Source organism: Pantoea rwandensis, from assembly GCF_000759475.1.
Taxonomy (GTDB): Bacteria; Pseudomonadota; Gammaproteobacteria; order Enterobacterales; family Enterobacteriaceae; genus Pantoea; species Pantoea rwandensis_B.
The window spans coordinates 2,572,873-2,592,988 of record NZ_CP009454.1 but is presented as its reverse complement, the minus strand read 5'-3'; the positions used below and the strand labels follow the sequence as shown (position 1 = coordinate 2,592,988).

Sequence of the window (20,116 nt, the reverse complement as noted above, 5' to 3'; positions counted from 1 at the left end):
TTCGAGTTTGCATATAGCTGTTATTTTTACCCTCCTTTGTTGCTTGAAGGTGCGACACAATGAAAAATTTCATTGCATGTAACCAAAGCACTGGTTAAATTATTAAGGATTTATTGCGAAGGATGGCTGATATGAAACTTGCTCAGAAACACTTTAGATTGTTATCAATAATCAAAGAGAGAGGATCAGTCCCCTCTTCTGTCAAACCCGTTGTGAGAAAAGAGTTGTCAGATATGGGGCTTGTTGAGTTTCTTTTGGGCGATGAATGGATGCGTGAAAAAAAGCGATACAAACTTACTTCGCGCGGGAGAGAAATACTGGATGATTATGACCTTAGTCTGGCTGAAAATGCGTTTAAAAGTACCTGTCAGGGAAAACGTAAGTCCAGTTAAAAGTTATTGATCAATGTATTTCATCAAGTATTCAAAGATAGTGATACACTCCCCTTAGTAGTTAAATACCAGTAAGGTAGTACCGATTATCGTAAACACGTCTCCAGAAATCATACTAACTAAAAACTATCGAGAATAACAACAAGCTATTTTTGCTCAAACATATTAAGAATTTCTGCATAATATATTGCTTCCATTGGACATGTGACATTTTCAAGCCTTAACAATAGTCGCGATATCATGGCACGTCTGTTGACACAACGGCGCTCACGTAGCAATTCATGCACCAGTTCACCAACCATAATTTCTGTAGAGGGCAACACTACCTTTTGACTATTTTTATCGCTTTCATCAAGATAATGAATATTCATCTCACCTCCAAGAAACTTAATTAATAGTTCATATACTATAGTTCATATGCCCAGAGTGGCCTTACTGAAATCAGGTCATATTTAATTAAATTTTAAATAATTGACATACCTCACAGATTTTCGATTGATTAATTAAATTCATCCTACACCAATCAAACAAAAGCCACCTCTTATTTAACCACTGAATAATCGAAACATGAATGCTTAATTGATTAAATTTAGTATTCGCCCACAAAAATTATTATCTGGACTTAACATTACAATGCTAGTTTCACTTCAAATCTTTTTTAAGTAACTTTAGCAAGTTCCAGTTGAGCTAACTCCTACAAATCTCCTCTATGCATTGCTTTAAAGCATCTTTAGCAACATTAATACCTTATTCAGCTTTGAACTAAATCCTTTGTCGGAAAGGCTTAATTTTTTTATAACCTAAGAAGTGCTTTAACGTTGTAACCTGGAATGTAAAAACACCGCCACTTCTGGCGGTGTTTTTGATTAATGTGGTATTTCTGATACTTCTTTGACTTCCTGCTTATTAATCTGTTGCTTAACGCCGTTAGCATCAGTGTAACCTAGCAATCCTGCTTCAGTCTCTTTAGGCTTACCATCGCTGACAATTGTTCTACCATCATTAGTATGAATGGCATAACTTGTCCGGGTACAGCCAGTTAAAGCCGACAGCGCGATAAGCGCGGCTAACATTGAGAAAGTGATTTTTTTCATAGACTGTTCCTTATCAATTATCTAATTCACTCATGTTGGTGATTTTATCGCGGTTGATTTGTTCAGTTCGTCCTGACTGGGCATCTTTGTAAGATACTAAGCCCGTATCACTGTCGATTTGAGGCTTACCATCTGTCACGATGGTACGACCGTCAGTAGTCTTAATAGCCTGATTTGAAGAACAGCCCGTAACTGAAACTGCGAAAGCTGAAGCAATTAACAGGAAACCTATGCCTTTTATATTCATTACTTATCCCTCTTTTTGAAAAAAGTTGATTCTAACTGTTCAATAATAGATGGTTTTCAGCAATCTGCGTCAGTATTGTGCTCATACCCCACGATATGCAAAAGAGATATGCAGACTATGGTGTCCGTTTTTTATCTTTTTCACGATCCGGTCTGCATTCAATACATTAAAGTACCATCAAATTCTGATAGTACTTTAACTTGCATCTGGCGGTGGTTCGTCATAGTGAGCTTTAAGCAGGTCTGATACGCCGGACGTTAGCTATTTGTTGAGTAAGAGACTACCAGAGTTGAGTTAGAAGGCAATTCGTGACACTAACCTGTTCGAAAATTTGATTTTCCATTATGAGCATATTTATATCCTGATTCATGTGCTAATGGGTGATCATTCTCATATTGTTTGGATCTCAGGATGAAGATGTAGAATTTTAGAATGCAAAAAAATTAACCTACGCTAAGGTTTAGGGACTAATAGTGTAGATTAGTAAAAACGAGGAGCAACCAGGCCTCAGTTATGCAATTCAAGCTACGCTCACCGGCTTCATCCACAGACCTTTCTTTTCTGAAAGAGCCCTGATGATTGGTTCAGAAAGATCGACTTCGCTGGGCAGTTTTTCAGACTGCCAATAGCGTTCGAGTGTGAGCCTGCCTGTCAGATCACATGTACAATCCATCGTTGCTATAATTTTGTGCCGGGCGACGTTACCCTGCATCGTAGGTACAGAACATACGACTGCAGAAAAATAGAGCTTCTCATCAAACAGGATCCACATATGACCCGGTTCATGCTCAATGTTGCCAAGCATTTCAAAACGACGGTAAACCGTACTGGTGCTGTAAGACATAGGAATAACGTTCATTTGTATCAATCACTCAGGTGCGAATAGTAATATTTATGAACTCGTTGACGAGTATTCACCCGGCACGATATGTTTAACTATATGTTTAGAATATTTTTTTGATTCTATCCACCCCTATTCTTCTTTATGGTGTTTTTTTAATCAATCACTTGTATTAAACACTTGCCCTACCCACTCTAATAAGTGTGTAAAATCTCATTCGTTGTAAGCATACAGTCCTTTTTGAAAGGGTTAAAAAACTATTGTGCACATCCCAACTCTAGTCATAACCCACTAATCTCGGCGTCTATGACGCACTTCTGATAAGCGCTGAATCGTGAATTTTACCTGAAAGAGTTAAGCCCTATAACTGCTTCATTCCACACCCATTTTTTATAATCTAAATGCCCGCAATGATTATGGCCCGGCAGATTAGGGTGATTCTTATGCAGACTATATGAGGATTATACAAATAATATGTGAATGGAGTGCTCTCGCTTACTTTTAAAGATAAATGCCAATCAGGACAAATATTTTTTGGACAAACCAGTATTTTGGTCTAGCTTAATCGGGCTTTGAATTGTTACGGCTTTGGGTGAAATGGAAGCTGAATTTTTTCCCGGGAATTGTCCCGGGATTTTTTTTGCACTTAAAAAGTGGCTATTTTTTACCCACTCCATAGCTGTCTGGTAAAGGAAACCAGTGAGATACGCGATATTGCCTGAATGTAGCGTCCCCCGGCATAAGAATATGGGTAAAATTTTCAAATGATGCCTCATATTTTCCGCTACCTACCCCTTCATCCGTACATATTGCAACTACCTGACCGTCTGCGGGCTTTTCAACTTCATAATCAATCCAGCTCATACATTCTCCATTTTTGCTGGCTTAAAATATGGACTGCTTTTCGCCTTACCGCAAAGCCAAAGTCAATTTTAAGATAAACGGAAAACTGAGGTCTGATTTTCGTGGTTTCGGCAGATGTTGGCCGACCAGATCGTGTAGGGAAATCTCGTTCACTGCAAAAACAAAGTCGCCATGGGTGTGATGATCATAATATCGTGAATCCGTTTGACTAAGGCGCCCCGCTAAACGCATTTGACGGGCTTAAGCGATTCGGATTGCGGCTTTTGGGGTCACCGGGAGGCATCAGGGAAATTATCTATTATTGAAGAATGGGATTGCGCTACGAAGGTGGCCATGCTCTGGATGGAACAGGGTCTGTATCTGAGGGGGGGAAGAGTTGCCGGGCGGCCCGCGGCCGCTGCCGATGCTGGGCGGGTTCAGCCTAACTACCGCCTGTCGGGCGCTAGGGTGCTTTAACCCGTCGGAAACGTCGGACGCCCATTTCATTCTTTCCAACGGTCGCGATGAAGTCTGGTGTGTTTGAAACCGGCATCTTAGAACTGTTGTTATGCGCCGGGACTGTACGGCATTCCGGTTGCCACTCTCCTTTTTAGGCGAACTTATCTATACAAACACCCTGTCGGCAGCCCCCAGACTCAGCGATTAAAAAGCATCCTGAGCAGATCCATCAGGTGTGCCGCCTCGGTTTCATCGCTGGTCGCGTCGAGCCGCGCTATCAGTTTCAGGCACACAGCAGTCCGAGTCAGCCGGCGCTCCTTTCGCAGGATTTCAACGGTAATGCGGCCCAGCAGCGCAATCTGGCAGGGGTGGGTAACCTGGCTAAAGTAACCGGTGAGCCCGGCATCTTTTTCAGGTGGTAGTCCGTCCTGTCGCATGAAATACCCGTGTGGAGTGAATAAGTTCGGGCGCAAAATAACCGATGTAATGGCGCGTGTACAGCAGTAATCCGGCGGCGCTAAATTCTTTAAGCAAAATTTGGCATTACTTCATTAAATTCATAAAGTTAAATTAACGCTTCGGTTATAAGGGAAGCTCGTTGATCAGCATAATAGCGGCGGACGACAGCATGCCCATTACCCTGCCCGATAACATCTTCAGTCAGTTACTCAATCCGAAAGACACTATCCGGGCCAATACCCGGGTATTTCTTGCCGGCGATGCAAAGCCTTTACGCTGCCCTATTAATGCCGTTCGGCTACACCCTATGGCAGTACGCAGCAGAACGGCAGTTCAGGCTGTTCGCACAGGTGCCCTTGCTGGAAACCGTCTATGCGGTGACTGGATGACACTGAAGACTACACCTCGCCGTAGCAAGCCAGCATACAGGTGAGGTATGACGCACACGCCAGCCGCTGCATTAGAATGCGGTGTACGGCCTGACGCGACGATTTTCTGCTATTTGCTGCATCACTGATCGTTCATCATTATCGACAGCGCGCAGACCAACGCGGCAAAAGGGATGTGGGTGGGAATTGTAGCCTGTGCGCTGCGCGACCCGAAGCACCGCGTGTACGAGTGGGACGGCACAGGTGAATCAGGCTGCCTGCACCCGATGCGCAGCTGGCTGGCATTTTGAGTCCACTGACCCGCCTTCTACTGGGGGCGTCGAGCCTTAAAGTCATCTGCGGAGACGGGTGTTATTAGCTCACAGCCCCTAACGCTGCGCAGAACTGACGCAGTTGCGGAACGGCACGGCCGCAGAACAGCTCTCCACCGGAGGGTTGTCACGTGCCGTTCCGCGCATAAATCCTGACGCATCCCAATGAAATGGCAAGCCGCAAGTGCTGTTAGGCCCGCGTTTCAGATTCAGCCGTCCTGTAACACGCGTCCGCCGTCATTTCTCTGAAAAATTGTGCCGAACGCGGGTAGTCCTGTGCGGACGGGTCATAATTTAACTGCCTGAAATACAGGACATCTTTTAACTGAGGAACACATCACGACAACATCAAGACGCGGTGGTGCCGGAAACTTTGCGGCCGACCCGTCACTAGCCTCTGAAGCGAGCAGCAAAGGCGCCGCCGCCAGTGACGGCAACTTTAAAAACTGTCCCGACCGCGCACGCGTGGCCGCCCGGGGTCCAAAACCTGAATTTAATTAAGCTTTACGGACGCGCGCCGAAGGTAATATTTCATCCCGGAGTGCTCAATTAGGGAATTTACATTTCCTAAATATTTTCGATTCTGCTGCACAATAATCTTCACGTTTTACTCCGTGATTTACCCGCCCGATTCGCACTTTCACAGTGTTACCTCACAGACTGACCGGGGAGAACTTTTCGTAATGTGTTAAATCCTCGTTTGAGATTAAATCTCTTCTCAGCCCGATTCCTAAGCTGAAATCGATTTCATTTTACACTTAAGGATTATTCAGTATTTTCCGATGCTTAACCCCTATAAGCTGCCAGGCATCTGAATTCAGGTTGTTTTTATCTTCTGACGGAAACTTTTATTTCAGGCTGAGAGGATAATGCGCTGAAAATAATGATATGGAAGCGGACTTGATTTCATTAAACCACTACACTGAAACACCGTAACGAGACTGAGAGTGAGCTGAACATGTCTGAAGATTTTCATAACGGAAACCAGCTGATTATTGGCGAGGCTGCGGTTCACCTGGCGATGAATAATACGGATATTACCGTTAATTCACTTATCCGGGAACTGGCTGATATGGCCGCAGCTGAAAAAGATCCTTTGCGCTGCGTGCAGATAAGAGGGGCAAAGCGCTGGCTTCGCGGGTTTAAATCATTACCGGGTAACCGGGACGAGCTGAGATGGGTCACCGGAGCGGGCCGCAGCTCAGTGCACTGAATAGTTTAAGCCTGTCCGGGACAAACCGGGTAGGCATCTTCCCTGACCTCTTAACTAAATAGCCAGCCTGTTGTACAACCATTCCATTGAATTACTCACTCACTATTTGCGCACAGGTATCAACCTAACTTACTGAATAATAGATGTAAGCATTTTTTGCACAAAAAGAAAAGTTGTACAACAACACAATTGCTGTACAAGTTTGATTTGGTTGTATAACTTTATCGTCAGACAGAGCCGACTACATTTTAACCATTGAGAGGTTCACCATGCGTCAGAACGTTACGAAATTCCCGGACTCCGCCAGCGATATTGCGTATTACTTCAGTAAAGCATCGGCGCCGACCCAGCAGGAAACGCTGGGACAGATTGTCGTTGAAATCCTGCGCGCAGGCAAGAACCTTAACCGTAAGGCTATCTGTACCAAACTGCTGCGCCGCCTTGAAGTGGCGGCGAATCAGGAAGAAGAGCGTCATTATCAAACACTAATCGGCATGCTGTTTGAACGCTGAGTTTTTCGCTGTAAGCAGGTGATGCCCGCAGCGTGCATTCAGGACCGCCCGGAATAGTTGTCCTGCCACCCTGCCTGGAGGGCATTAACCTGAAGATGCGGGTATGAAAAATAACGATTTAAAACGCCTCGCCGACGTCGTCCTGGGTGAGGCCGTGGTAGCCCTGCTGAGCATCGATGACGGAATTAGCGCAGATAGCGTGGCTCGACAGCTCAGGGCTATGGGTAGCAGTGAGACTACTAAGGACAGGCGAGAAGCTATAGCCCTGGCGCTGGGTGAGGTGCAGACGGAATTTATACAGTCCCGGGAAGGCCTTGATGCAGCAGTGCTGGCATTGGGTGCCCTTAATGGACCGAGTAGTAGCACAAAGAAATAGTAGTCGCTGATTAACCTCAGGACGAATCTCCGTATTTACCGGAGAGCGGCAGGACGCCCGCAGGATGCGGCTACCTAGGGGGTAGCCGTTTTTTTCAGGCTATGAGCCTGGTCACTTTAGCCCGTAGGGCCTGACGGATAACACTATGCAGCTTAATGAACAAAACACCTCTACAGAAGCAAGCATCATTCAGCACTTTCGCAGCGGCGGCGACAAGCTGGCCGCAGAAACTGCCGTGCTAGACGCTGTTATCCGCGACATCGTCATTCATGGTAAAAAGGTAACCAGCAAAGCGATCATACTTTACCTGATCGCCGAGCTGGAGAGCACGACAGATATGGTTGAGCTTGACATACTACGCAGCGCGCTGGAAATTGTGGTGGGCAAAACGCCTGACGACGAAGGTTTTTGAGACTAATTCTGCTGCGTGACGTGCGCGGCGGCCATTGCTGCTGGGGAATCAAATCCGCCCCGCGAAGCCCACACGGAGCAGCTGATGGCGGCGGTAAGACTTACAGCAATCCAGAATTTCACAGGTTTCTCCCGGCTTAAAAGTTCAACACTTCTTAGTGTGGCACGTCACCGTCAGTGCGCCAGGGTGTATGTCAGAACAGGAGGAATCCGAAAGTCAGTGCATCTGCTCAGCCAGAAGCCTGATGGCGCGTTCGCAGCTTACGCGCATTCCGGCAGTGTCGACTGATTCACTCATGCTGTGCAGGGCGCTGGTAATCTCGTGAAGAGAGAGGTGCTGGTCCGGCTTAAGAAGGCGAGCCACGACCGTTCCAATAACGGCGTAGATATCTTCGGCGGTGGTGTCATCATTCATATGACCTCCGTCCGTAAGGTGGATGAGTGTACAGTATAACAGAAAGGGGCAGTGTCAGATACCGCAGCCCCTTAGGGAGTCAGTGAAGCTTCTGCTCTGTTAGTCCTGTGACCCTTTTCCCTCCGGTCTTTTCACCGTTGCGAATACGCATTTCCCGCCTTACTTCTTCAATAGCGCGCAGACCTGCGCGAATCCGATCTTCGTCCGTTTCAGTTTCAATGGCCGACCGTAAGCGATCCGTCAGTGCCGCCCAGCTAATGGCCACGTCCTCATCCAGCAGCGCCGTGACGGCCTCGCCAAGCATAATGTCGGCCATTTTATCTTCAAAATCATTTTTCATGGGGTTATCCGGCAGCAGGTTTTGGGCGCAGAGCTTACCACAGCGCAGCTGGCCCGAACATTAACGGGAAGGATACCTATAGAAAACATTTACACGGCAGTGTTAATACGCGTCACGTTAGGGATGTTGTGCTGAAGGTAGCTTACTCCAGCGCCAGTGATTTGTTTCTGCGGCCGCGCTGCTTTGCTGCGGGCGATGAGGCTGCCGCCACCTGTGAAGGCTTATCCAGGCGGTACAGGCAGACGTCGCCGCGCTCCGCCAGGCTTGCCGGCCAGATCATCGCCGCGTTCCCGTCCTCAACGTAAAGCTCGCCCAGCGGTTGCACCACGGCCCAGGGCGCACCCAGCATACGCCGCAGCTGTAGGATCTCCAGCGCCATGGCCACAGCTTCCGCTTCATAGTTGCCCGGATTTTCTGCGATTTGATTCAAACGATCTTCACTGAGCATTATTGACTCCCCTCTCAGTTATTCCCTCTTGCACTGATAGCCTGCCAGCGGATTGTCGGATACGCACCACAGGTTCATGCTAAAGACATCTGCGGTGCTGATAAGTGTTCTAACCCGCTGCCTTTACGAAATTTTTACGAATAATAATGTGCCGATAGCTTGCAGAGTCCGCAACCAGTTCTACGCTGGGCAGACCAGTGAAAAAAGTCTTCCAACTCTAAAACAACAAAGGCGAAAAAGATGATTCTTAGTGAGTTTATGTTGAGGTTAAACCGCTGGCCTCGCATGCATTTCACAGCAATTGAAAGCGAGCAACGTGATACCGGTATTGAGATTTATGCCATCGACTGCACAAACCAGACCAAAAGCCGGCTGCTTATTTACCGCACGCCCGATACACAACACGCGTCCGCAATGATGACGCATTTCATTACCTGGCTTGAAAAAGCGAATCGTGGCAGAACTCTGCGGTATGAAAAGGCTTAAATCGGCTGTAATGGCAGAGCAGCCAGCAACCAACCTTACCGCATGTTGGGCCCGCTTAGGGCCCTTTTCTTTCCTGTATCTCAAACAGCCTCTCGGGTCTCCGGCCAGGCAACAGCCGCGCCTTCTGCTGTGAACAGGGCACCCTGGAAATCAGTGACACCAGCTGCCTCCAGCCACATCCACTCCTCCGGCTGTTCGATACCCGCAGCAATGACGTTTATCTCCAGCGCTGAACAACAGCGAAGCACCGCGTGTACCACCGCCTGACGGGGACCGCTGCGGTGAATATTGCGCACGATCGCTGCGCCGATGCGCACGCGGTCCGGCTGGACGTGCGCCAGCAGAGACAGTCCTGCCGAACCGTCACCAAAGTTGTCGATAGAGATACTGATACCCGCTTGCTTCAGTTGGCGTACCGCCTGAGTGAATGATTCCAGCTGAGAGATAACCTCTGTTTCACTGACGCCGAGTATTATTTGCTGCGGCACCAGCTCAGCACGGTCAATTGCGTTAATGAGCCGGCTGACGGCATCTGGAAGGTTAACCAGCGTCATGGGCAATATGCTGACGTATAACATGATGTCGTCGGGACACGATCTGCCTGCCTTGTTCAGTGCCTCTGTGACGACGCTTAGGTTATACGCATACAGCGCTTCGCCGGTTAGTCCATCCGGGGCGTCATCGGGTATGGCCTCGATGGCTGTGACTTCACGACCCAGAGGATCAACCACCGGGCGGAAGGTGACGCCCACAGCCGGGAACGAAGGACCGTTCTCATCCGGTACAAAGTCCCAGTAGTCAGCGGGCAAAACCTCGAAGTAGTTTTCTTTCTCACGGGCTTCCACGAAGGTGCGTAAGAACTGCAGGCCCCGATCGTCGTATGTCAGACGATATTTAGACGTGCCGCGGTCAAGCACCGCCTGCAGCACACTGCCGCTGTCATGGCGGCGCAGGTCAAACAGCTCCATACCATGGTTGCCGAAGCGGCGCGACGGTGAATAGTCGCGCATCAGCTCAACCACATTGTGGTGACGCCGGTCGGCGCAGATACGACCATAGATGTCCTGCACGCCCTCCTCCGGGCCCTCAAGAATCTGAAAGAAGTGGGTGCCGTTAAAGAGCAGGATCCCCGTGACCTGATGCCGTGCGTTGAGCAGGCTGGCTTTCTCAACCATACCCGGCAGGATGTTGATGGGTACCTCATCGGCGAGATGGCTTCGGTAAATAATTGTTGTAAGCATTTCTGGCTCCATTTTACCGCAGATTGTCACAGGCACCATAGCAGTTGGCTGACCATTCTCAAACCGGACCGGTAGTCACCCTCACCACACCGCGACTTCAACGACCTAGACATCATTAAGCCTGTTTGTCCTCAACACTGGCATTAATTCATGAGGGTGCCGCGCTTCGCAAAGCCAGTACGTACAACAGCAAAGCATATGTACACAAAGTAATATCTTTCGATTTGAGCGCCTCCGGCATGCGTTTACCTCAAATCCTAATCAACAGTACTGAATCTGCGCGCCGCGAAAGACTCAAGGTTACGGGCAGCACACCCCCCACATTCATGCAGACAAAATCTGATGGACAGAACAGCCTGATTTAATTATCAGCGAATCAATTCATCAGGCCACGGTTAATTCTTAGTGGATTACGTAAGTAAATTTTTGCATGAAAGGTCCAATAAACTCAGCAATTGATACAAATTATTACGAATATAGCTTTTTTCAGAATTACCTACGGGCACTTTCACCATCTGCGACTACAGTGTGACGTGAGGCTGTCATCAACGTGAAATGGAGGTAGTTAATTTGTCTAATCATCACGACGGGAAAGGGCACGTCATTATTGGCGAAGCGGCATTGAGCCTTGCGCTGGGTGAAAAAGAGATAAGCGTACAATCGCTTATTGCTGAGCTTGGAAGCATGGCACAAGCCGGCGGCAGCGATAAACGGCTCACGGAAATATCGGAAGCCAGAAGTTGGCTGAAAAGCTTCCATGAGCCTGATCAGGCCGTCCGGTATCTGCCGTACCTGCAGACTTCTGCAGACCTGAACGACGAGAAGAACTGACGCCAAAGGACGTAGTCCGGCTCTGGCCGGAAGACGACGATGAAGATGACCTCACCGGTCTCGCCAATGCGTGCACCGGCCGGAGAACCTGTCAAGGACGACACCCTCCGGTAGTTCCGACTTATATCGCTTTAAAAAATGAATTTCACTACCTGACATCCCAGCATACAGTATCTCTTTTAACCGGAAGGAAAAACGTATGCCCCAGTTTTATTACCTTCTCAATGCAGGACAGCATTACCAGTTACACGGCAGAGGATGCGTATGCCTGGAAGATCATCCGGAGCGTCAATTTCTGGGGTCTGCGCTCACCTATAGGCACGCCTATCAGATTGCATCGCAACGTCTGAATGTATGGGCCTCCATCTGTCGTTTGTGCATCGATGACAGTATGTCCGATACGCGGGACTCTTCGCTCACACTTCATGCGCGTTGAACTCATTTAATCCTAAGTCACATTCCCGATAATGATTCACGCTCGGTAAAGTAACGCAGCTAAACTTAATGTCGTGTATTTAAAGATGACGGGAATAATCATGTCAGAACATTGTATTCATGATGTCGCTATACCGCTGCCAGGTCATGAAGACGAAGCACCTGGCGGCAATCATGATATTCCACCTGACCGTATATCCCCTTACTGATTGAACTGCCATCAGGCTGTTTTTTTCCCGCATGTTTATCAGCACCGCTTATCGCGATATACTGTATATATCCCCAATAAGCGGAGCGCATCTGAAAAACGGAAATGAAATAGATGATCTTATGCATCAGGCTGTGGCGGTCGCGCTGAAACAACTTCTGCGTCCAAACGGGGCCGTACATGTGCATGAACTCATCGCCGCCCTCTGGCGCCTGAAGGAGTCCACCCCGGACAAAATAACGCGCGACTCCTGTGAGCGGGCCATCAGGTTACTGGCAAAAAAACTCAATTGAAATTATGCGGCGCCAGCCGCTTTCAGACACCGGGATCGTCCGGAGTAAATCTCACGACCAATTGGAGCAGGACGCGCAGAGTTTCCTGCCTTTCGGCGTTAGTTTCAACCAAGAGCTGATTCATGATACGCCGCATAATGGTTCTGTTATTCACCGGTACCCCTATGTAAATTAGGCTGCGGATCATGTTATCCAGCGCTTCTTTCTGTAATGCATAACGGTAACCTTTAACCATAAGGCATGCCTGTATGTGTGCAACCGTATTGGTTTCTCTCATGCTGTGATGATCCCTGAATGCTCGCGCGATTCGCGTTGGTTTAAATTACGCATTGGCTGGATAAAAAGTTAAAGATTATAGCCTTGCAGTCACAAATACTGCCGCTAAGGTTAAGTATATGGCAGTAAATGTATTGCGGAACCAGCAAGCACAGATTCAGAATAAGCGGCTATATGGGTAAGTAAAATCCTGGCACTGACACTTACGAAAGCGACAGGCATAACCGTACCTGCCGCCACAGTGTGTAGTTATCTTAAGTCATCGTCATCTGCCATCAAGCGGATGGTACTTTCCTGCGATGTAGTGCCTGAATGGCCTGCATCTGGTAAAAGCCAGCTATCTTCGCCAGTTGATTTAGCGCTCATACTACGGTGTCCTCGCAACCACTTAATGGCTCCCCTGATTGCCTGGTCTCTCGAGTGACTACTGTCCGCCTTAAGCATCGTGGCCAATTCTGAGATAAGCGCATCGACGGTTATATCCTGGTCACGCACGGCTAGATTGACTGCTGCTTCACCAATAATTGCGTGACCGGTCATGTCTTCGCTGTACAACACGTTTACACCTCGCTTAATAAATTAAATAACATTATCAACTACACTATTATTATAGCATTAACCTCCCTAATTATATTATTTACCCGATAGGTTACGCCTATTTAAAGATGCAACTCATGAAGGAACTTTCCTTAATTTCTTTAAATAGGTGAAATATATGAATTATTATTGTTGCATGTAACAATGTCATCATTTATTTAAAATAATGGCAGATAGGAGGTAATTGAGATCTTTCTATTTTATAACAATCATTTATGACGTTAAGGGACCGAAATCTCTCAACTCATATGTAAACGACTTAAATAAATGCCTGGCATCATTAATGATGAGGTGACTACCCTAATAAAGTCTTAACTAGCATAAGCAAAAGCAAGTTAATAACGCGATGTAATAGCAATGCAAGGTTAACTGCCCCTCCTCGTACTTAATATTCCCTTATTGGTACTAAAGTTCTGTGAAAGAAATCCAGTCTTCACTTTAATTACCGGTTCTGGGAAAGTGAGTCAATAGCCTGTTTAATCTGAGAATAACTCAGAAGAGACATCTGATGATGAGAGTAAGAGGAGTTGACTACATAGCTGACGCAGTGCATAAGCCAGCTATGGTTAAGTGTTTGCTAGTTTTCAGACACGAACTGCGGGAGTGGGAGCCGGTTTAGTCAAGCACCCTTACCTGAGATGATAACTACGGTGCAGGTATCCATGTCTCTGCTTCGCTATCATCGGGATAATAGTAACCATTCGGTATTGATTGAAGTTCAATCAGGCTGCCCCACGGAGCCTGAAAGTATACGCTGGCATTATTTTCTGTATCTTCATGACGGGAGTTCCCATGTATTTCTGAAAGAAGCCTTCCTCCCGCTGCTCTGACCCTTTCCACCGCATAATTTATATCGTCCACGTAAAGAGATATGTGATTCCAGCCAATATCCTGCAGCCTTACAGGTTGCTCCTGTTCTTCACTTTTTATCTCAAAAAGCTCAAGATTTGGACCATTACCAATCCGTAACAAGCGCTGCTTGATAATCATTGACCCAGAACTTAGGCCTAATTGTTTCTCTGTATCTGCCCCCTGTCGTGGATGATCATGGTCTGTTAGGCCGTCATAGACAAACCTCGCGTCCAGCGCCTTCTGTAAAAATTCAGTTGCCTTTTGCAGGTCAGGAACGGTAAGCCCTACATGGTTTATGCCCCTGCTTGGCGCGCGCGTCGGTATATTTTCCATACATACTCTCCAGTTAAAATTATGATAACTTCTACAAAGAGTAGTACTTTTCTGCCCAGTGAGCGGCGCCATAACTCATTGACACCCTCTCAATTCAAAAAAACGTCCTGCCAAATCATTAGAGGTCAATTACAATGCTCCTTGAAAAGCTCATGTTGCTTGAATGCAGCCTTCACGGTGAAAAACGCAACGACCGGAATTGGCTCGAGCATCTTCTTCATCCTGAATTCCTGGAGATTACACGTTCAGGCATGATGGTCGATCGCTCAGACACGATCATGTCGCTAAAGAGCGAGAAAACTTCAAGTCCAATCATAAGCAGCAATTTCCGGCTAATCGAAATAAGTGAAAGTTGCGTAATACTTCTTTACCATACGTCTGATGCTGACGGGAGCCGACCCGCATTACGTTCCTCTTACTGGCTAATTTCGAAAGAGGGCCAGTGGTCTCTGGTTTTCCATCAGGGTACGCCTATAGCAACTGGTGCTTAGTGAATTAACAGCACTGTTATGTTCTGGTGTGATGCCCGGCACGTTCGAATATGAAATGAGTTCGACGGGTCGGTGCAACACAACCCTCACCAAAATGTAGGATAACATTCTGAATACTGTGGTCTTTTAAATCAGGGCCTAATATTCAGGTTTCTCTCCAGGCAGAGGTTCTGAAAGCTCCTGACCTTCAACTCCTGCGTAAAAAATTACCAGTTCAGCCCCCAGTTCGGACGTATACCCGCGATGTGCGCTATTTACCGTTTCATTAATCGCCTCACCCGCTTTAGCGCGATATGTGACGCCTGTATTCTTGTTTTCAATCGTCAACTGTCCCGACAGAACGTAGGCCGTGTTAGGTATGGCATGTGTATGCCAGGGCAGTTCGGTATCAGGAGGTAGAGACATACGCATAACCGATATGAGTGGCTTGCCTTTGGGATACGCTTCATAAGACTGCTTATTCCATGCTGCCCCACTCTGTAGAACAAGTTTATGTTCGATCTTATCCGAACCTTTATTTGGGATCAGCTCTGCGTTTGCCATTGTCTATCCTTTTAATCGTGTATTTTCATGTTTTCAGACAAAAGTTTAGCAGAGGCAGAAAGATTGCTTTTTAAGCTCAACGCCAAAACAGCTCCAGAGCCGGACATTGAAAATTCATATTAATAATCAGATTGGAACTGGAATTCGTCGCCGTAATCCGTACCATACGCGACATACTTTTGCCTGCTGGCTTTTGACGGCAGGCGCAAACCCGTCTTTCATAGCGAATCAGATGGGACATGAGAACGCGCAGATGGTGAGTAAAATCTAAGCGACATGGATTGAAGAGATGAATGGCGAGCAGGTAGATATGCTCAACAGCAAACTGGCGATCTGAAATGACTTGCCCATTGCATGCCCCTTTTGTTTTCTGAGACAGTTAATAATGCAAGAAAATCAAGAAGTAACAAAGAAAGAACAATACAATCTCAACAAGCTTCAGAAGCGTCTGCGTCGCAACGTGGGTGAGGCCATTGCTGATTTCAACATGATTGAAGAAGGCGATCGCATCATGGTCTGCCTGTCTGGCGGTAAAGACAGCTATACCATGCTGGAAATTTTGCGCAATTTGCAGAAGAGCGCGCCGGTTAACTTCTCACTGGTGGCGGTTAACCTCGACCAGAAACAGCCAGGATTCCCGGCGCATATTCTGCCCGCGTATCTGGAAGAACAGGGTGTCGAGTATAAAATCGTCGATGAAGACACTTACTCGATCGTTAAAGAGAAGATTCCGGAAGGCAAGACCACCTGTTCGCTCTGTTCACGACTGCGTCGCGGGATTCTTTACCGCACCGCCACTGAACTGGGTTGTACCAAGATTGCGCTAGGCCATCATCGCGACGATATCCTGCAGACCCTGTTCCTGAACATGTTCTACGGCGGCAAAATGAAAGGCATGCCACCAAAACTGATGAGTGATGATGGCAAACATATTGTCATCCGTCCGCTGGCCTATTGCCGCGAAAAAGACATCATCCGCTTTGCTGAAGCGCGCCAGTATCCGATCATTCCCTGCAATCTGTGCGGTTCACAACCGAACCTCCAGCGTCAGGTCGTTGCGGATATGCTGCGTGACTGGGATAAACGCTATCCTGGCCGTATCGAAACCATGTTCAGTGCGATGCAGAACATTGTGCCTTCGCACATGGCGGACATTAATTTGTTCGACTTTAAAGGCATCCAGCACGGCGATGAAGTGGTCGACGGCGGCGATATTGGCTTTGATCGCGAAACACTGCCGGTGAAACCTGCGGGCTGGCAGCCGGACGAAGAAGACGCGCCGGAAATGAGCGTTCGTCTGGATGTATTAGAAATTAAGTAATTGACAGACGAATTAAAAACAGGCGCAGCGCTTCGGCTCTGCGCCTGTTTTGTTACCGATGGGGAGGCGGATCGATGATCGGTGGAAACTCGGGATCGTAGGGAGGATCAGGTTCCGGAATCGGCTGCGGATGAGGAATCGGTTCTGGAATCGGTGGCGGATCGGTTGGAATGGGATCGCTCGCAATGAGTTCTTGCATGCCCTGCTCCTTATTGCTGAATGTCCCTAAAGCATAGGTAATGAAGCGCGGCCAAGCCAAGCGGGCAAAAAAAAGCCGGCGGATTAGCCGGCGTTGTACGAATCAAATGTGCTATGCAGTAATTCTAAAAAAGGAAGTAAGACAATATGGAGCGCAACGCCCATCGCTTGACGTTGCATTCACCTGCGAGAGAGAGTTTGCCCCTGTTAGGCGATCCACTTATTGATATCGATCAGGTTTTTCCCGCTTTTTTGCTTGCAGCACTTTATTTAACAGCGGGTTAACGCTTATAGCCTGAGCCTTACATTACAACCAGTTGCGTCGTTTGAGCCATATCGCCACGCCCACCACCATCACCAGCAGTAGTACGCAGAACGCGGTAAAGCCCAGCGGCCAACTACCACCCGGAATACCGCCAAGGTTGACGCCAAACAATCCTGTCAGGAATGTCGCAGGCAGGAAAATCATCGCCATCAGCGACATGGTATAGGTGCGGCGGTTCATTGATTCTGCCAGCAAAGACGCCACTTCATCGGCCAGTATCCCAGTTCGCGCTACGCCTGCATTGAGGTCATCCAGTCCGCGTCCCAGTCGATCGGCAACGTCCTGCATGCGGCGGCGATCGTCATCATTCATCCATGGCAGTTTTTCACTCGCCAGGCGGGCATAAACATCACGCTGCGGCGCCATATAACGACGCATCACAATCAGTTGCTTACGCAGCAGCGCTAGCTCACCGCGCGCCGGGACCTGTTGATCCATCAGCGCATCTTCCAGCTCGATGATTTTGTCGTGCATCTCTTCGATAAATTCGCTGGCGTGATCGGTCAGCGCATCGCAGACATCCACTAACCAGCTGCCGCCATCCACCGGGCCGTTACCGTTTTGCAAATCGGCCAGCACTTCATCAATGGCATACACCTTTCTCCGGCGCGTGGAAACAATCACTTTATCGTTGATAAACACGCGCATGGCGACGAGTTGATCGGGGCGTGAATCGGCATTGTGGTTCACGCTGCGCAGCACAATCATAAAGCCATCGCCTAAGCGAGTGACACGTGGACGCATGCTGTCGCCCGCGAGCGCATCACGCACGGAATCGGGGATCAAGGGGGTATTTTGCAGCCACTCGGCACTTTGCCGTTGCGTGTAGTTCAGATGCAACCAGCACGGGCGCTCACAGTTGATCACATCTTTATCTTCAATCGGAATCATCCCGCCTTTGCCGTCCAGCTGGCAGGAGATAATCGCATCCGATACTTTTAGCGCTTTTCCTTCAATGACGTTCACTGACTCGCCTCACTATCAAAATCAATACGATACAGTCTAGCGTGGCGGCGACGAGTTGCAATCATGAGGCTGTGAGCAAAGATGACAAGGCAGTGGTGAGCATCCGCTGAAAGCGAGAGCGGCAACAACGTCACTGGATGCGCCTCCCTAATCCGTTGCACCGGTTAAGGAGACGCACACCATCACGCCACTCTGCTGATTAGCGTCGTTAAATCAGTGCTTTTCGATCCACAGTTCGCGGCTGTATGCGACATCTTCGGGGTTGGTGATCGGATAACCTTTGACCCACGGTTTGATCAAGCGCCCGTTGGTATATTGATAGATCGGGGCGATCGGCGCCTGATCGGCAATGATCTGCTCCGCTTTGTTGTAGTCGGTATTGCGTGCAGCCACGCTGGTTTCCATGCTGGCTTTGGTCAGCACCGCATCATAATCCGCGCTGTGGAAACGGGCGATATTGCCGGTGTGCGTTGAAGTCAGCAAACTCAGGAACGTGGAAGGTTCATTGTAATCCCCGACCCATGACGCACGAATCACGTCAAAGTTACCGCTGTTGCGGCTGTCGATGTAGGTTTTCCACTCCTGGTTTTGCAGCGTAACGTCCACTCCAAGGTTCTTTTTCCACATTGACGCCACGGCGATGGCGATCTTCTGATGGCTTTCCGAGGTGTTGTACAGCAGCGTCAAATGCAAGGGTTTGCCGGGACCGTAGCCAGCGGAGGTCAGCAGCGCTTTTGCCTGTGCGTTCAACTCCTGCTGGCTGTGCTGTTGCAGATAACTTTGCTGTGGCGTAAACCCTGCGGTGACGTCCGGTGTAAAGTGCCAGGCCGGTTTCTCCCCCGTTCCTAACACTTTCTCGGCGATGATGCGGCGATCGATGCTCCATGACAACGCTTTGCGCACGCGCACGTCGGCAGTCGGGCCCTTTTCCGTGTTAAAGGCGTAGTAATAGGTGCCCAACTGATCCGGCGTATACACCTGGCCTGGCAGCTCTTTTTTCAGCAGCGCATACATATTTTTCGGGAAGGATTCGGTGATATCGATATCGCCCGCGCGGTAACGCTTGGTGGCGCTGGACTCTTCGTTAATAGGGATGAAGGTCACTTTGGTCAGGACAGAGTGGCTATTATCCCAGTAGTGTTGATTACGCACCAACACGATTTTTTCGTTCACCACGCGGTCCTGCAATTGATAGGCGCCGTTGCCCACCAGTTTTCCCGGGGCCGTCCAGCTATCAGGGTTTTGCTCAATCACCTTTTGCGGGACGGGATACATCGCGGCATTCGCGACCATGCTCGGGAACCATGGCACAGGACGTGACAATGTCACCTTAAGATGATTCGCATCAGTGGCTGTCACGCCCAGCTTATCGGCACTCATCTGCCCTTTGGTAATGGCATCCGCGTTTTCGATGCCACTCAGCGCGGCAAACCACGCAAAGGGAGAACTGTTTTTCGGCTCCACCAGGCGCTGCCAGCTGTAGACGAAGTCCTGCGCTGTCACCGGTTCGCCATTTGACCAGCGCGCATCTTTACGCAGCGTGAAAATCCAGGTTTTGTTGTCGTTGCTGTGCCAGCTTTCGGCCACGCCCGGCACGATTTTTCCGTGTGCGTCCTGATTGGTCAGCCCTTCGAACAGATCACGCATGACCTGAATTTCTGGCAGACCCACGGCTTTCATTGGATCCAGCGAAGCAGGTTCGTCTTTAATATGGCGAACAATTTCCTGTGTTGGCGCTAACTGTGCGCCCGCTGGCACATTAGCGGCAAACACCGGTGAGAAAACACCAGCAATCATTACGGCGGCCAGCGTCTTGCGGAAAGTTAATTTCATCACCACTCCTTTACCTAAAAAAATGGCGACTGCGAAGAGGTCTGCGTCGCCAGCGTCTTTGGTGACTCTATCGCAAATTGCTGATTGATATATAGCTATTTCCCTGTCTGCTGTTTACCGTTATGTTGAGGCTGAAT

Annotated in this window: 26 protein-coding genes and 2 pseudogenes; 11 read left to right on the top strand and 17 right to left on the bottom strand. The window is 48.5% G+C overall.

Features of this window, described 5'->3' with window-relative positions:
- The first annotated feature begins 122 nt into the window (after window positions 1-122).
- Entirely contained in the window at window positions 123-392 is a 270-nt protein-coding gene (locus tag LH22_RS11885; protein WP_156102795.1) for a hypothetical protein, read from the top strand.
- A gap of 146 nt (window positions 393-538) precedes the next feature.
- On the opposite strand, the gene LH22_RS20600 is transcribed toward LH22_RS11885, so the two are convergent.
- From LH22_RS20600 to LH22_RS11865, 5 genes are all read right to left on the bottom strand, one after another.
- A complete protein-coding gene (locus LH22_RS20600) occupies window positions 539-763 on the bottom strand; it encodes a hypothetical protein (RefSeq protein ID WP_156102794.1) in 225 nt (74 codons plus the stop codon).
- Between the two features lie 495 nt (window positions 764-1,258).
- Entirely contained in the window at window positions 1,259-1,486 is a 228-nt protein-coding gene (locus LH22_RS11880; protein WP_038646791.1) for a YgdI/YgdR family lipoprotein, read from the bottom strand.
- A gap of 13 nt (window positions 1,487-1,499) precedes the next feature.
- Complete coding sequence (locus LH22_RS11875; protein ID WP_038646789.1) at window positions 1,500-1,733, bottom strand: YgdI/YgdR family lipoprotein; 234 nt, start codon at window positions 1,731-1,733, stop codon at window positions 1,500-1,502.
- Between the two features lie 520 nt (window positions 1,734-2,253).
- Window positions 2,254-2,577: a hypothetical protein gene (locus LH22_RS11870; protein ID WP_038646787.1), complete on the bottom strand. Its 324-nt coding sequence runs from the start codon at window positions 2,575-2,577 to the stop codon at window positions 2,254-2,256.
- Between the two features lie 654 nt (window positions 2,578-3,231).
- A complete protein-coding gene (locus tag LH22_RS11865) occupies window positions 3,232-3,438 on the bottom strand; it encodes a hypothetical protein (RefSeq protein WP_038646785.1) in 207 nt (68 codons plus the stop codon).
- 333 nt (window positions 3,439-3,771) lie between these two features.
- On the opposite strand from LH22_RS11865, the pseudogene LH22_RS20885 reads away from it, so the two are divergent.
- Window positions 3,772-4,084, top strand: a pseudogene (locus LH22_RS20885) (hypothetical protein).
- Here LH22_RS20885 and LH22_RS20235 read toward each other — a convergent pair.
- Window positions 4,074-4,313 carry a biofilm development regulator YmgB/AriR family protein gene (locus LH22_RS20235; RefSeq protein ID WP_071845612.1) on the bottom strand — a complete coding sequence of 80 codons (240 nt, stop codon included), beginning with the start codon at window positions 4,311-4,313 and terminating at the stop codon, window positions 4,074-4,076. The pseudogene LH22_RS20885 and the gene LH22_RS20235 sit on opposite strands and share 11 nt — an antisense overlap.
- 1,680 nt (window positions 4,314-5,993) lie before the next feature.
- Between LH22_RS20235 and LH22_RS11855 the strand changes: the two genes are divergently transcribed.
- The 4 genes from LH22_RS11855 (at window position 5,994) to LH22_RS11840 (ending at window position 7,548) form a co-directional block, all read left to right on the top strand.
- The gene (locus tag LH22_RS11855) at window positions 5,994-6,248 is read left to right on the top strand and encodes a hypothetical protein (RefSeq protein ID WP_038646781.1); all 255 of its coding nucleotides are present in this window, start codon (window positions 5,994-5,996) and stop codon (window positions 6,246-6,248) included.
- A 269-nt stretch (window positions 6,249-6,517) separates the two neighbouring features.
- Window positions 6,518-6,760, top strand: coding sequence for a regulatory protein YcgZ (gene ycgZ, locus LH22_RS11850; RefSeq protein WP_038646779.1), 243 nt, complete (start codon window positions 6,518-6,520; stop codon window positions 6,758-6,760).
- 103 nt (window positions 6,761-6,863) lie between these two features.
- Entirely contained in the window at window positions 6,864-7,136 is a 273-nt protein-coding gene (locus LH22_RS11845) for a hypothetical protein (RefSeq protein WP_038646777.1), read from the top strand.
- A gap of 145 nt (window positions 7,137-7,281) precedes the next feature.
- Window positions 7,282-7,548, top strand: coding sequence for a biofilm development regulator YmgB/AriR family protein (locus LH22_RS11840; protein ID WP_038646775.1), 267 nt, complete (start codon window positions 7,282-7,284; stop codon window positions 7,546-7,548).
- A gap of 216 nt (window positions 7,549-7,764) precedes the next feature.
- Here the strand turns inward: LH22_RS11840 and LH22_RS11835 are convergent, their stop codons facing one another.
- The 3 genes from LH22_RS11835 to LH22_RS11825 all read right to left on the bottom strand — a co-directional run bounded on the left by LH22_RS11835 (window position 7,765) and on the right by LH22_RS11825 (window position 8,750).
- A complete protein-coding gene (locus LH22_RS11835) occupies window positions 7,765-7,962 on the bottom strand; it encodes a hypothetical protein (protein WP_038646773.1) in 198 nt (65 codons plus the stop codon).
- Window positions 7,963-8,041: 79 nt separating this feature from the next.
- A complete protein-coding gene (locus LH22_RS11830) occupies window positions 8,042-8,302 on the bottom strand; it encodes a hypothetical protein (protein WP_038646771.1) in 261 nt (86 codons plus the stop codon).
- Window positions 8,303-8,444: 142 nt separating this feature from the next.
- Window positions 8,445-8,750 carry a hypothetical protein gene (locus LH22_RS11825; RefSeq protein ID WP_052059406.1) on the bottom strand — a complete coding sequence of 102 codons (306 nt, stop codon included), beginning with the start codon at window positions 8,748-8,750 and terminating at the stop codon, window positions 8,445-8,447.
- Window positions 8,751-8,990: 240 nt separating this feature from the next.
- Between LH22_RS11825 and LH22_RS11820 the strand changes: the two genes are divergently transcribed.
- The gene (locus tag LH22_RS11820; protein ID WP_052059404.1) at window positions 8,991-9,236 is read left to right on the top strand and encodes a hypothetical protein; all 246 of its coding nucleotides are present in this window, start codon (window positions 8,991-8,993) and stop codon (window positions 9,234-9,236) included.
- 80 nt (window positions 9,237-9,316) lie between these two features.
- Here LH22_RS11820 and LH22_RS11815 read toward each other — a convergent pair whose 3' ends face one another.
- Entirely contained in the window at window positions 9,317-10,477 is a 1,161-nt protein-coding gene (locus tag LH22_RS11815) for a diguanylate phosphodiesterase (RefSeq protein ID WP_038646769.1), read from the bottom strand.
- Window positions 10,478-11,047: 570 nt separating this feature from the next.
- Between LH22_RS11815 and LH22_RS11810 the strand changes: the two genes are divergently transcribed.
- Complete coding sequence (locus LH22_RS11810) at window positions 11,048-11,308, top strand: hypothetical protein (protein ID WP_038650083.1); 261 nt, start codon at window positions 11,048-11,050, stop codon at window positions 11,306-11,308.
- Window positions 11,309-12,266: 958 nt separating this feature from the next.
- Here the strand turns inward: LH22_RS11810 and LH22_RS11800 are convergent.
- The 3 genes from LH22_RS11800 to LH22_RS11790 all read right to left on the bottom strand — a co-directional run bounded on the left by LH22_RS11800 (window position 12,267) and on the right by LH22_RS11790 (window position 14,302).
- Window positions 12,267-12,479, bottom strand: coding sequence for a biofilm development regulator YmgB/AriR family protein (locus LH22_RS11800; protein ID WP_038646765.1), 213 nt, complete (start codon window positions 12,477-12,479; stop codon window positions 12,267-12,269).
- A gap of 290 nt (window positions 12,480-12,769) precedes the next feature.
- Complete coding sequence (locus LH22_RS11795; protein WP_038646763.1) at window positions 12,770-13,078, bottom strand: hypothetical protein; 309 nt, start codon at window positions 13,076-13,078, stop codon at window positions 12,770-12,772.
- Window positions 13,079-13,762: 684 nt separating this feature from the next.
- The gene (locus tag LH22_RS11790) at window positions 13,763-14,302 is read right to left on the bottom strand and encodes a VOC family protein (protein ID WP_038646761.1); all 540 of its coding nucleotides are present in this window, start codon (window positions 14,300-14,302) and stop codon (window positions 13,763-13,765) included.
- A gap of 134 nt (window positions 14,303-14,436) precedes the next feature.
- Between LH22_RS11790 and LH22_RS20225 the strand changes: the two genes are divergently transcribed.
- Complete coding sequence (locus LH22_RS20225; protein WP_071845611.1) at window positions 14,437-14,793, top strand: DUF4440 domain-containing protein; 357 nt, start codon at window positions 14,437-14,439, stop codon at window positions 14,791-14,793.
- Window positions 14,794-14,931: 138 nt separating this feature from the next.
- Here the strand turns inward: LH22_RS20225 and LH22_RS11785 are convergent, their stop codons facing one another.
- On the bottom strand, window positions 14,932-15,336 hold the full coding sequence (locus tag LH22_RS11785) for a cupin domain-containing protein (protein ID WP_052059401.1): 405 nt from the start codon (window positions 15,334-15,336) through the stop codon (window positions 14,932-14,934).
- Between the two features lie 121 nt (window positions 15,337-15,457).
- Here LH22_RS11785 and LH22_RS20875 point away from each other — a divergent pair.
- Both LH22_RS20875 and ttcA read left to right on the top strand, forming a co-directional pair.
- Window positions 15,458-15,673 (top strand): annotated as a pseudogene (locus LH22_RS20875) (tyrosine-type recombinase/integrase); the annotation flags it as partial.
- Window positions 15,674-15,721: 48 nt separating this feature from the next.
- Window positions 15,722-16,657, top strand: coding sequence for a tRNA 2-thiocytidine(32) synthetase TtcA (ttcA, locus tag LH22_RS11780; protein WP_038646755.1), 936 nt, complete (start codon window positions 15,722-15,724; stop codon window positions 16,655-16,657).
- Between the two features lie 52 nt (window positions 16,658-16,709).
- On the opposite strand, the gene LH22_RS20725 is transcribed toward ttcA, so the two are convergent.
- The 3 genes from LH22_RS20725 to LH22_RS11770 all read right to left on the bottom strand — a co-directional run bounded on the left by LH22_RS20725 (window position 16,710) and on the right by LH22_RS11770 (window position 19,979).
- Window positions 16,710-16,856, bottom strand: coding sequence for a hypothetical protein (locus LH22_RS20725; protein ID WP_167347098.1), 147 nt, complete (start codon window positions 16,854-16,856; stop codon window positions 16,710-16,712).
- Between the two features lie 306 nt (window positions 16,857-17,162).
- A complete protein-coding gene (zntB, locus tag LH22_RS11775; protein ID WP_038646752.1) occupies window positions 17,163-18,146 on the bottom strand; it encodes a zinc transporter ZntB in 984 nt (327 codons plus the stop codon).
- A gap of 213 nt (window positions 18,147-18,359) precedes the next feature.
- On the bottom strand, window positions 18,360-19,979 hold the full coding sequence (locus tag LH22_RS11770) for a peptide ABC transporter substrate-binding protein (RefSeq protein ID WP_038646750.1): 1,620 nt from the start codon (window positions 19,977-19,979) through the stop codon (window positions 18,360-18,362).
- Window positions 19,980-20,116: the final 137 nt, after the last annotated feature.

Coding starts and splice junctions, on each gene's coding strand:
- LH22_RS11785 (WP_052059401.1), bottom strand. CDS start 15,336: ATGGCAAACGCAGAGCTGATCCCAAATAAAGGTTCGGATAAGATCGAA.
- LH22_RS11880 (WP_038646791.1), bottom strand. CDS start 1,486: ATGAAAAAAATCACTTTCTCAATGTTAGCCGCGCTTATCGCGCTGTCG.
- LH22_RS11820 (WP_052059404.1), top strand. CDS start 8,991: ATGATTCTTAGTGAGTTTATGTTGAGGTTAAACCGCTGGCCTCGCATG.
- LH22_RS11865 (WP_038646785.1), bottom strand. CDS start 3,438: ATGAGCTGGATTGATTATGAAGTTGAAAAGCCCGCAGACGGTCAGGTA.
- ycgZ (WP_038646779.1), top strand. CDS start 6,518: ATGCGTCAGAACGTTACGAAATTCCCGGACTCCGCCAGCGATATTGCG.
- LH22_RS20725 (WP_167347098.1), bottom strand. CDS start 16,856: ATGCAAGAACTCATTGCGAGCGATCCCATTCCAACCGATCCGCCACCG.
- LH22_RS11870 (WP_038646787.1), bottom strand. CDS start 2,577: ATGTCTTACAGCACCAGTACGGTTTACCGTCGTTTTGAAATGCTTGGC.
- LH22_RS11790 (WP_038646761.1), bottom strand. CDS start 14,302: ATGGAAAATATACCGACGCGCGCGCCAAGCAGGGGCATAAACCATGTA.
- LH22_RS11770 (WP_038646750.1), bottom strand. CDS start 19,979: ATGAAATTAACTTTCCGCAAGACGCTGGCCGCCGTAATGATTGCTGGT.
- LH22_RS11815 (WP_038646769.1), bottom strand. CDS start 10,477: ATGCTTACAACAATTATTTACCGAAGCCATCTCGCCGATGAGGTACCC.
- LH22_RS11835 (WP_038646773.1), bottom strand. CDS start 7,962: ATGAATGATGACACCACCGCCGAAGATATCTACGCCGTTATTGGAACG.
- LH22_RS11800 (WP_038646765.1), bottom strand. CDS start 12,479: ATGGTTAAAGGTTACCGTTATGCATTACAGAAAGAAGCGCTGGATAAC.
- LH22_RS11885 (WP_156102795.1), top strand. CDS start 123: ATGGCTGATATGAAACTTGCTCAGAAACACTTTAGATTGTTATCAATA.
- LH22_RS11840 (WP_038646775.1), top strand. CDS start 7,282: ATGCAGCTTAATGAACAAAACACCTCTACAGAAGCAAGCATCATTCAG.
- ttcA (WP_038646755.1), top strand. CDS start 15,722: ATGCAAGAAAATCAAGAAGTAACAAAGAAAGAACAATACAATCTCAAC.
- LH22_RS20235 (WP_071845612.1), bottom strand. CDS start 4,313: ATGCGACAGGACGGACTACCACCTGAAAAAGATGCCGGGCTCACCGGT.
- LH22_RS11855 (WP_038646781.1), top strand. CDS start 5,994: ATGTCTGAAGATTTTCATAACGGAAACCAGCTGATTATTGGCGAGGCT.
- LH22_RS11825 (WP_052059406.1), bottom strand. CDS start 8,750: ATGCTCAGTGAAGATCGTTTGAATCAAATCGCAGAAAATCCGGGCAAC.
- LH22_RS11875 (WP_038646789.1), bottom strand. CDS start 1,733: ATGAATATAAAAGGCATAGGTTTCCTGTTAATTGCTTCAGCTTTCGCA.
- LH22_RS11830 (WP_038646771.1), bottom strand. CDS start 8,302: ATGAAAAATGATTTTGAAGATAAAATGGCCGACATTATGCTTGGCGAG.
- LH22_RS20225 (WP_071845611.1), top strand. CDS start 14,437: ATGCTCCTTGAAAAGCTCATGTTGCTTGAATGCAGCCTTCACGGTGAA.
- LH22_RS20600 (WP_156102794.1), bottom strand. CDS start 763: ATGAATATTCATTATCTTGATGAAAGCGATAAAAATAGTCAAAAGGTA.
- LH22_RS11845 (WP_038646777.1), top strand. CDS start 6,864: ATGAAAAATAACGATTTAAAACGCCTCGCCGACGTCGTCCTGGGTGAG.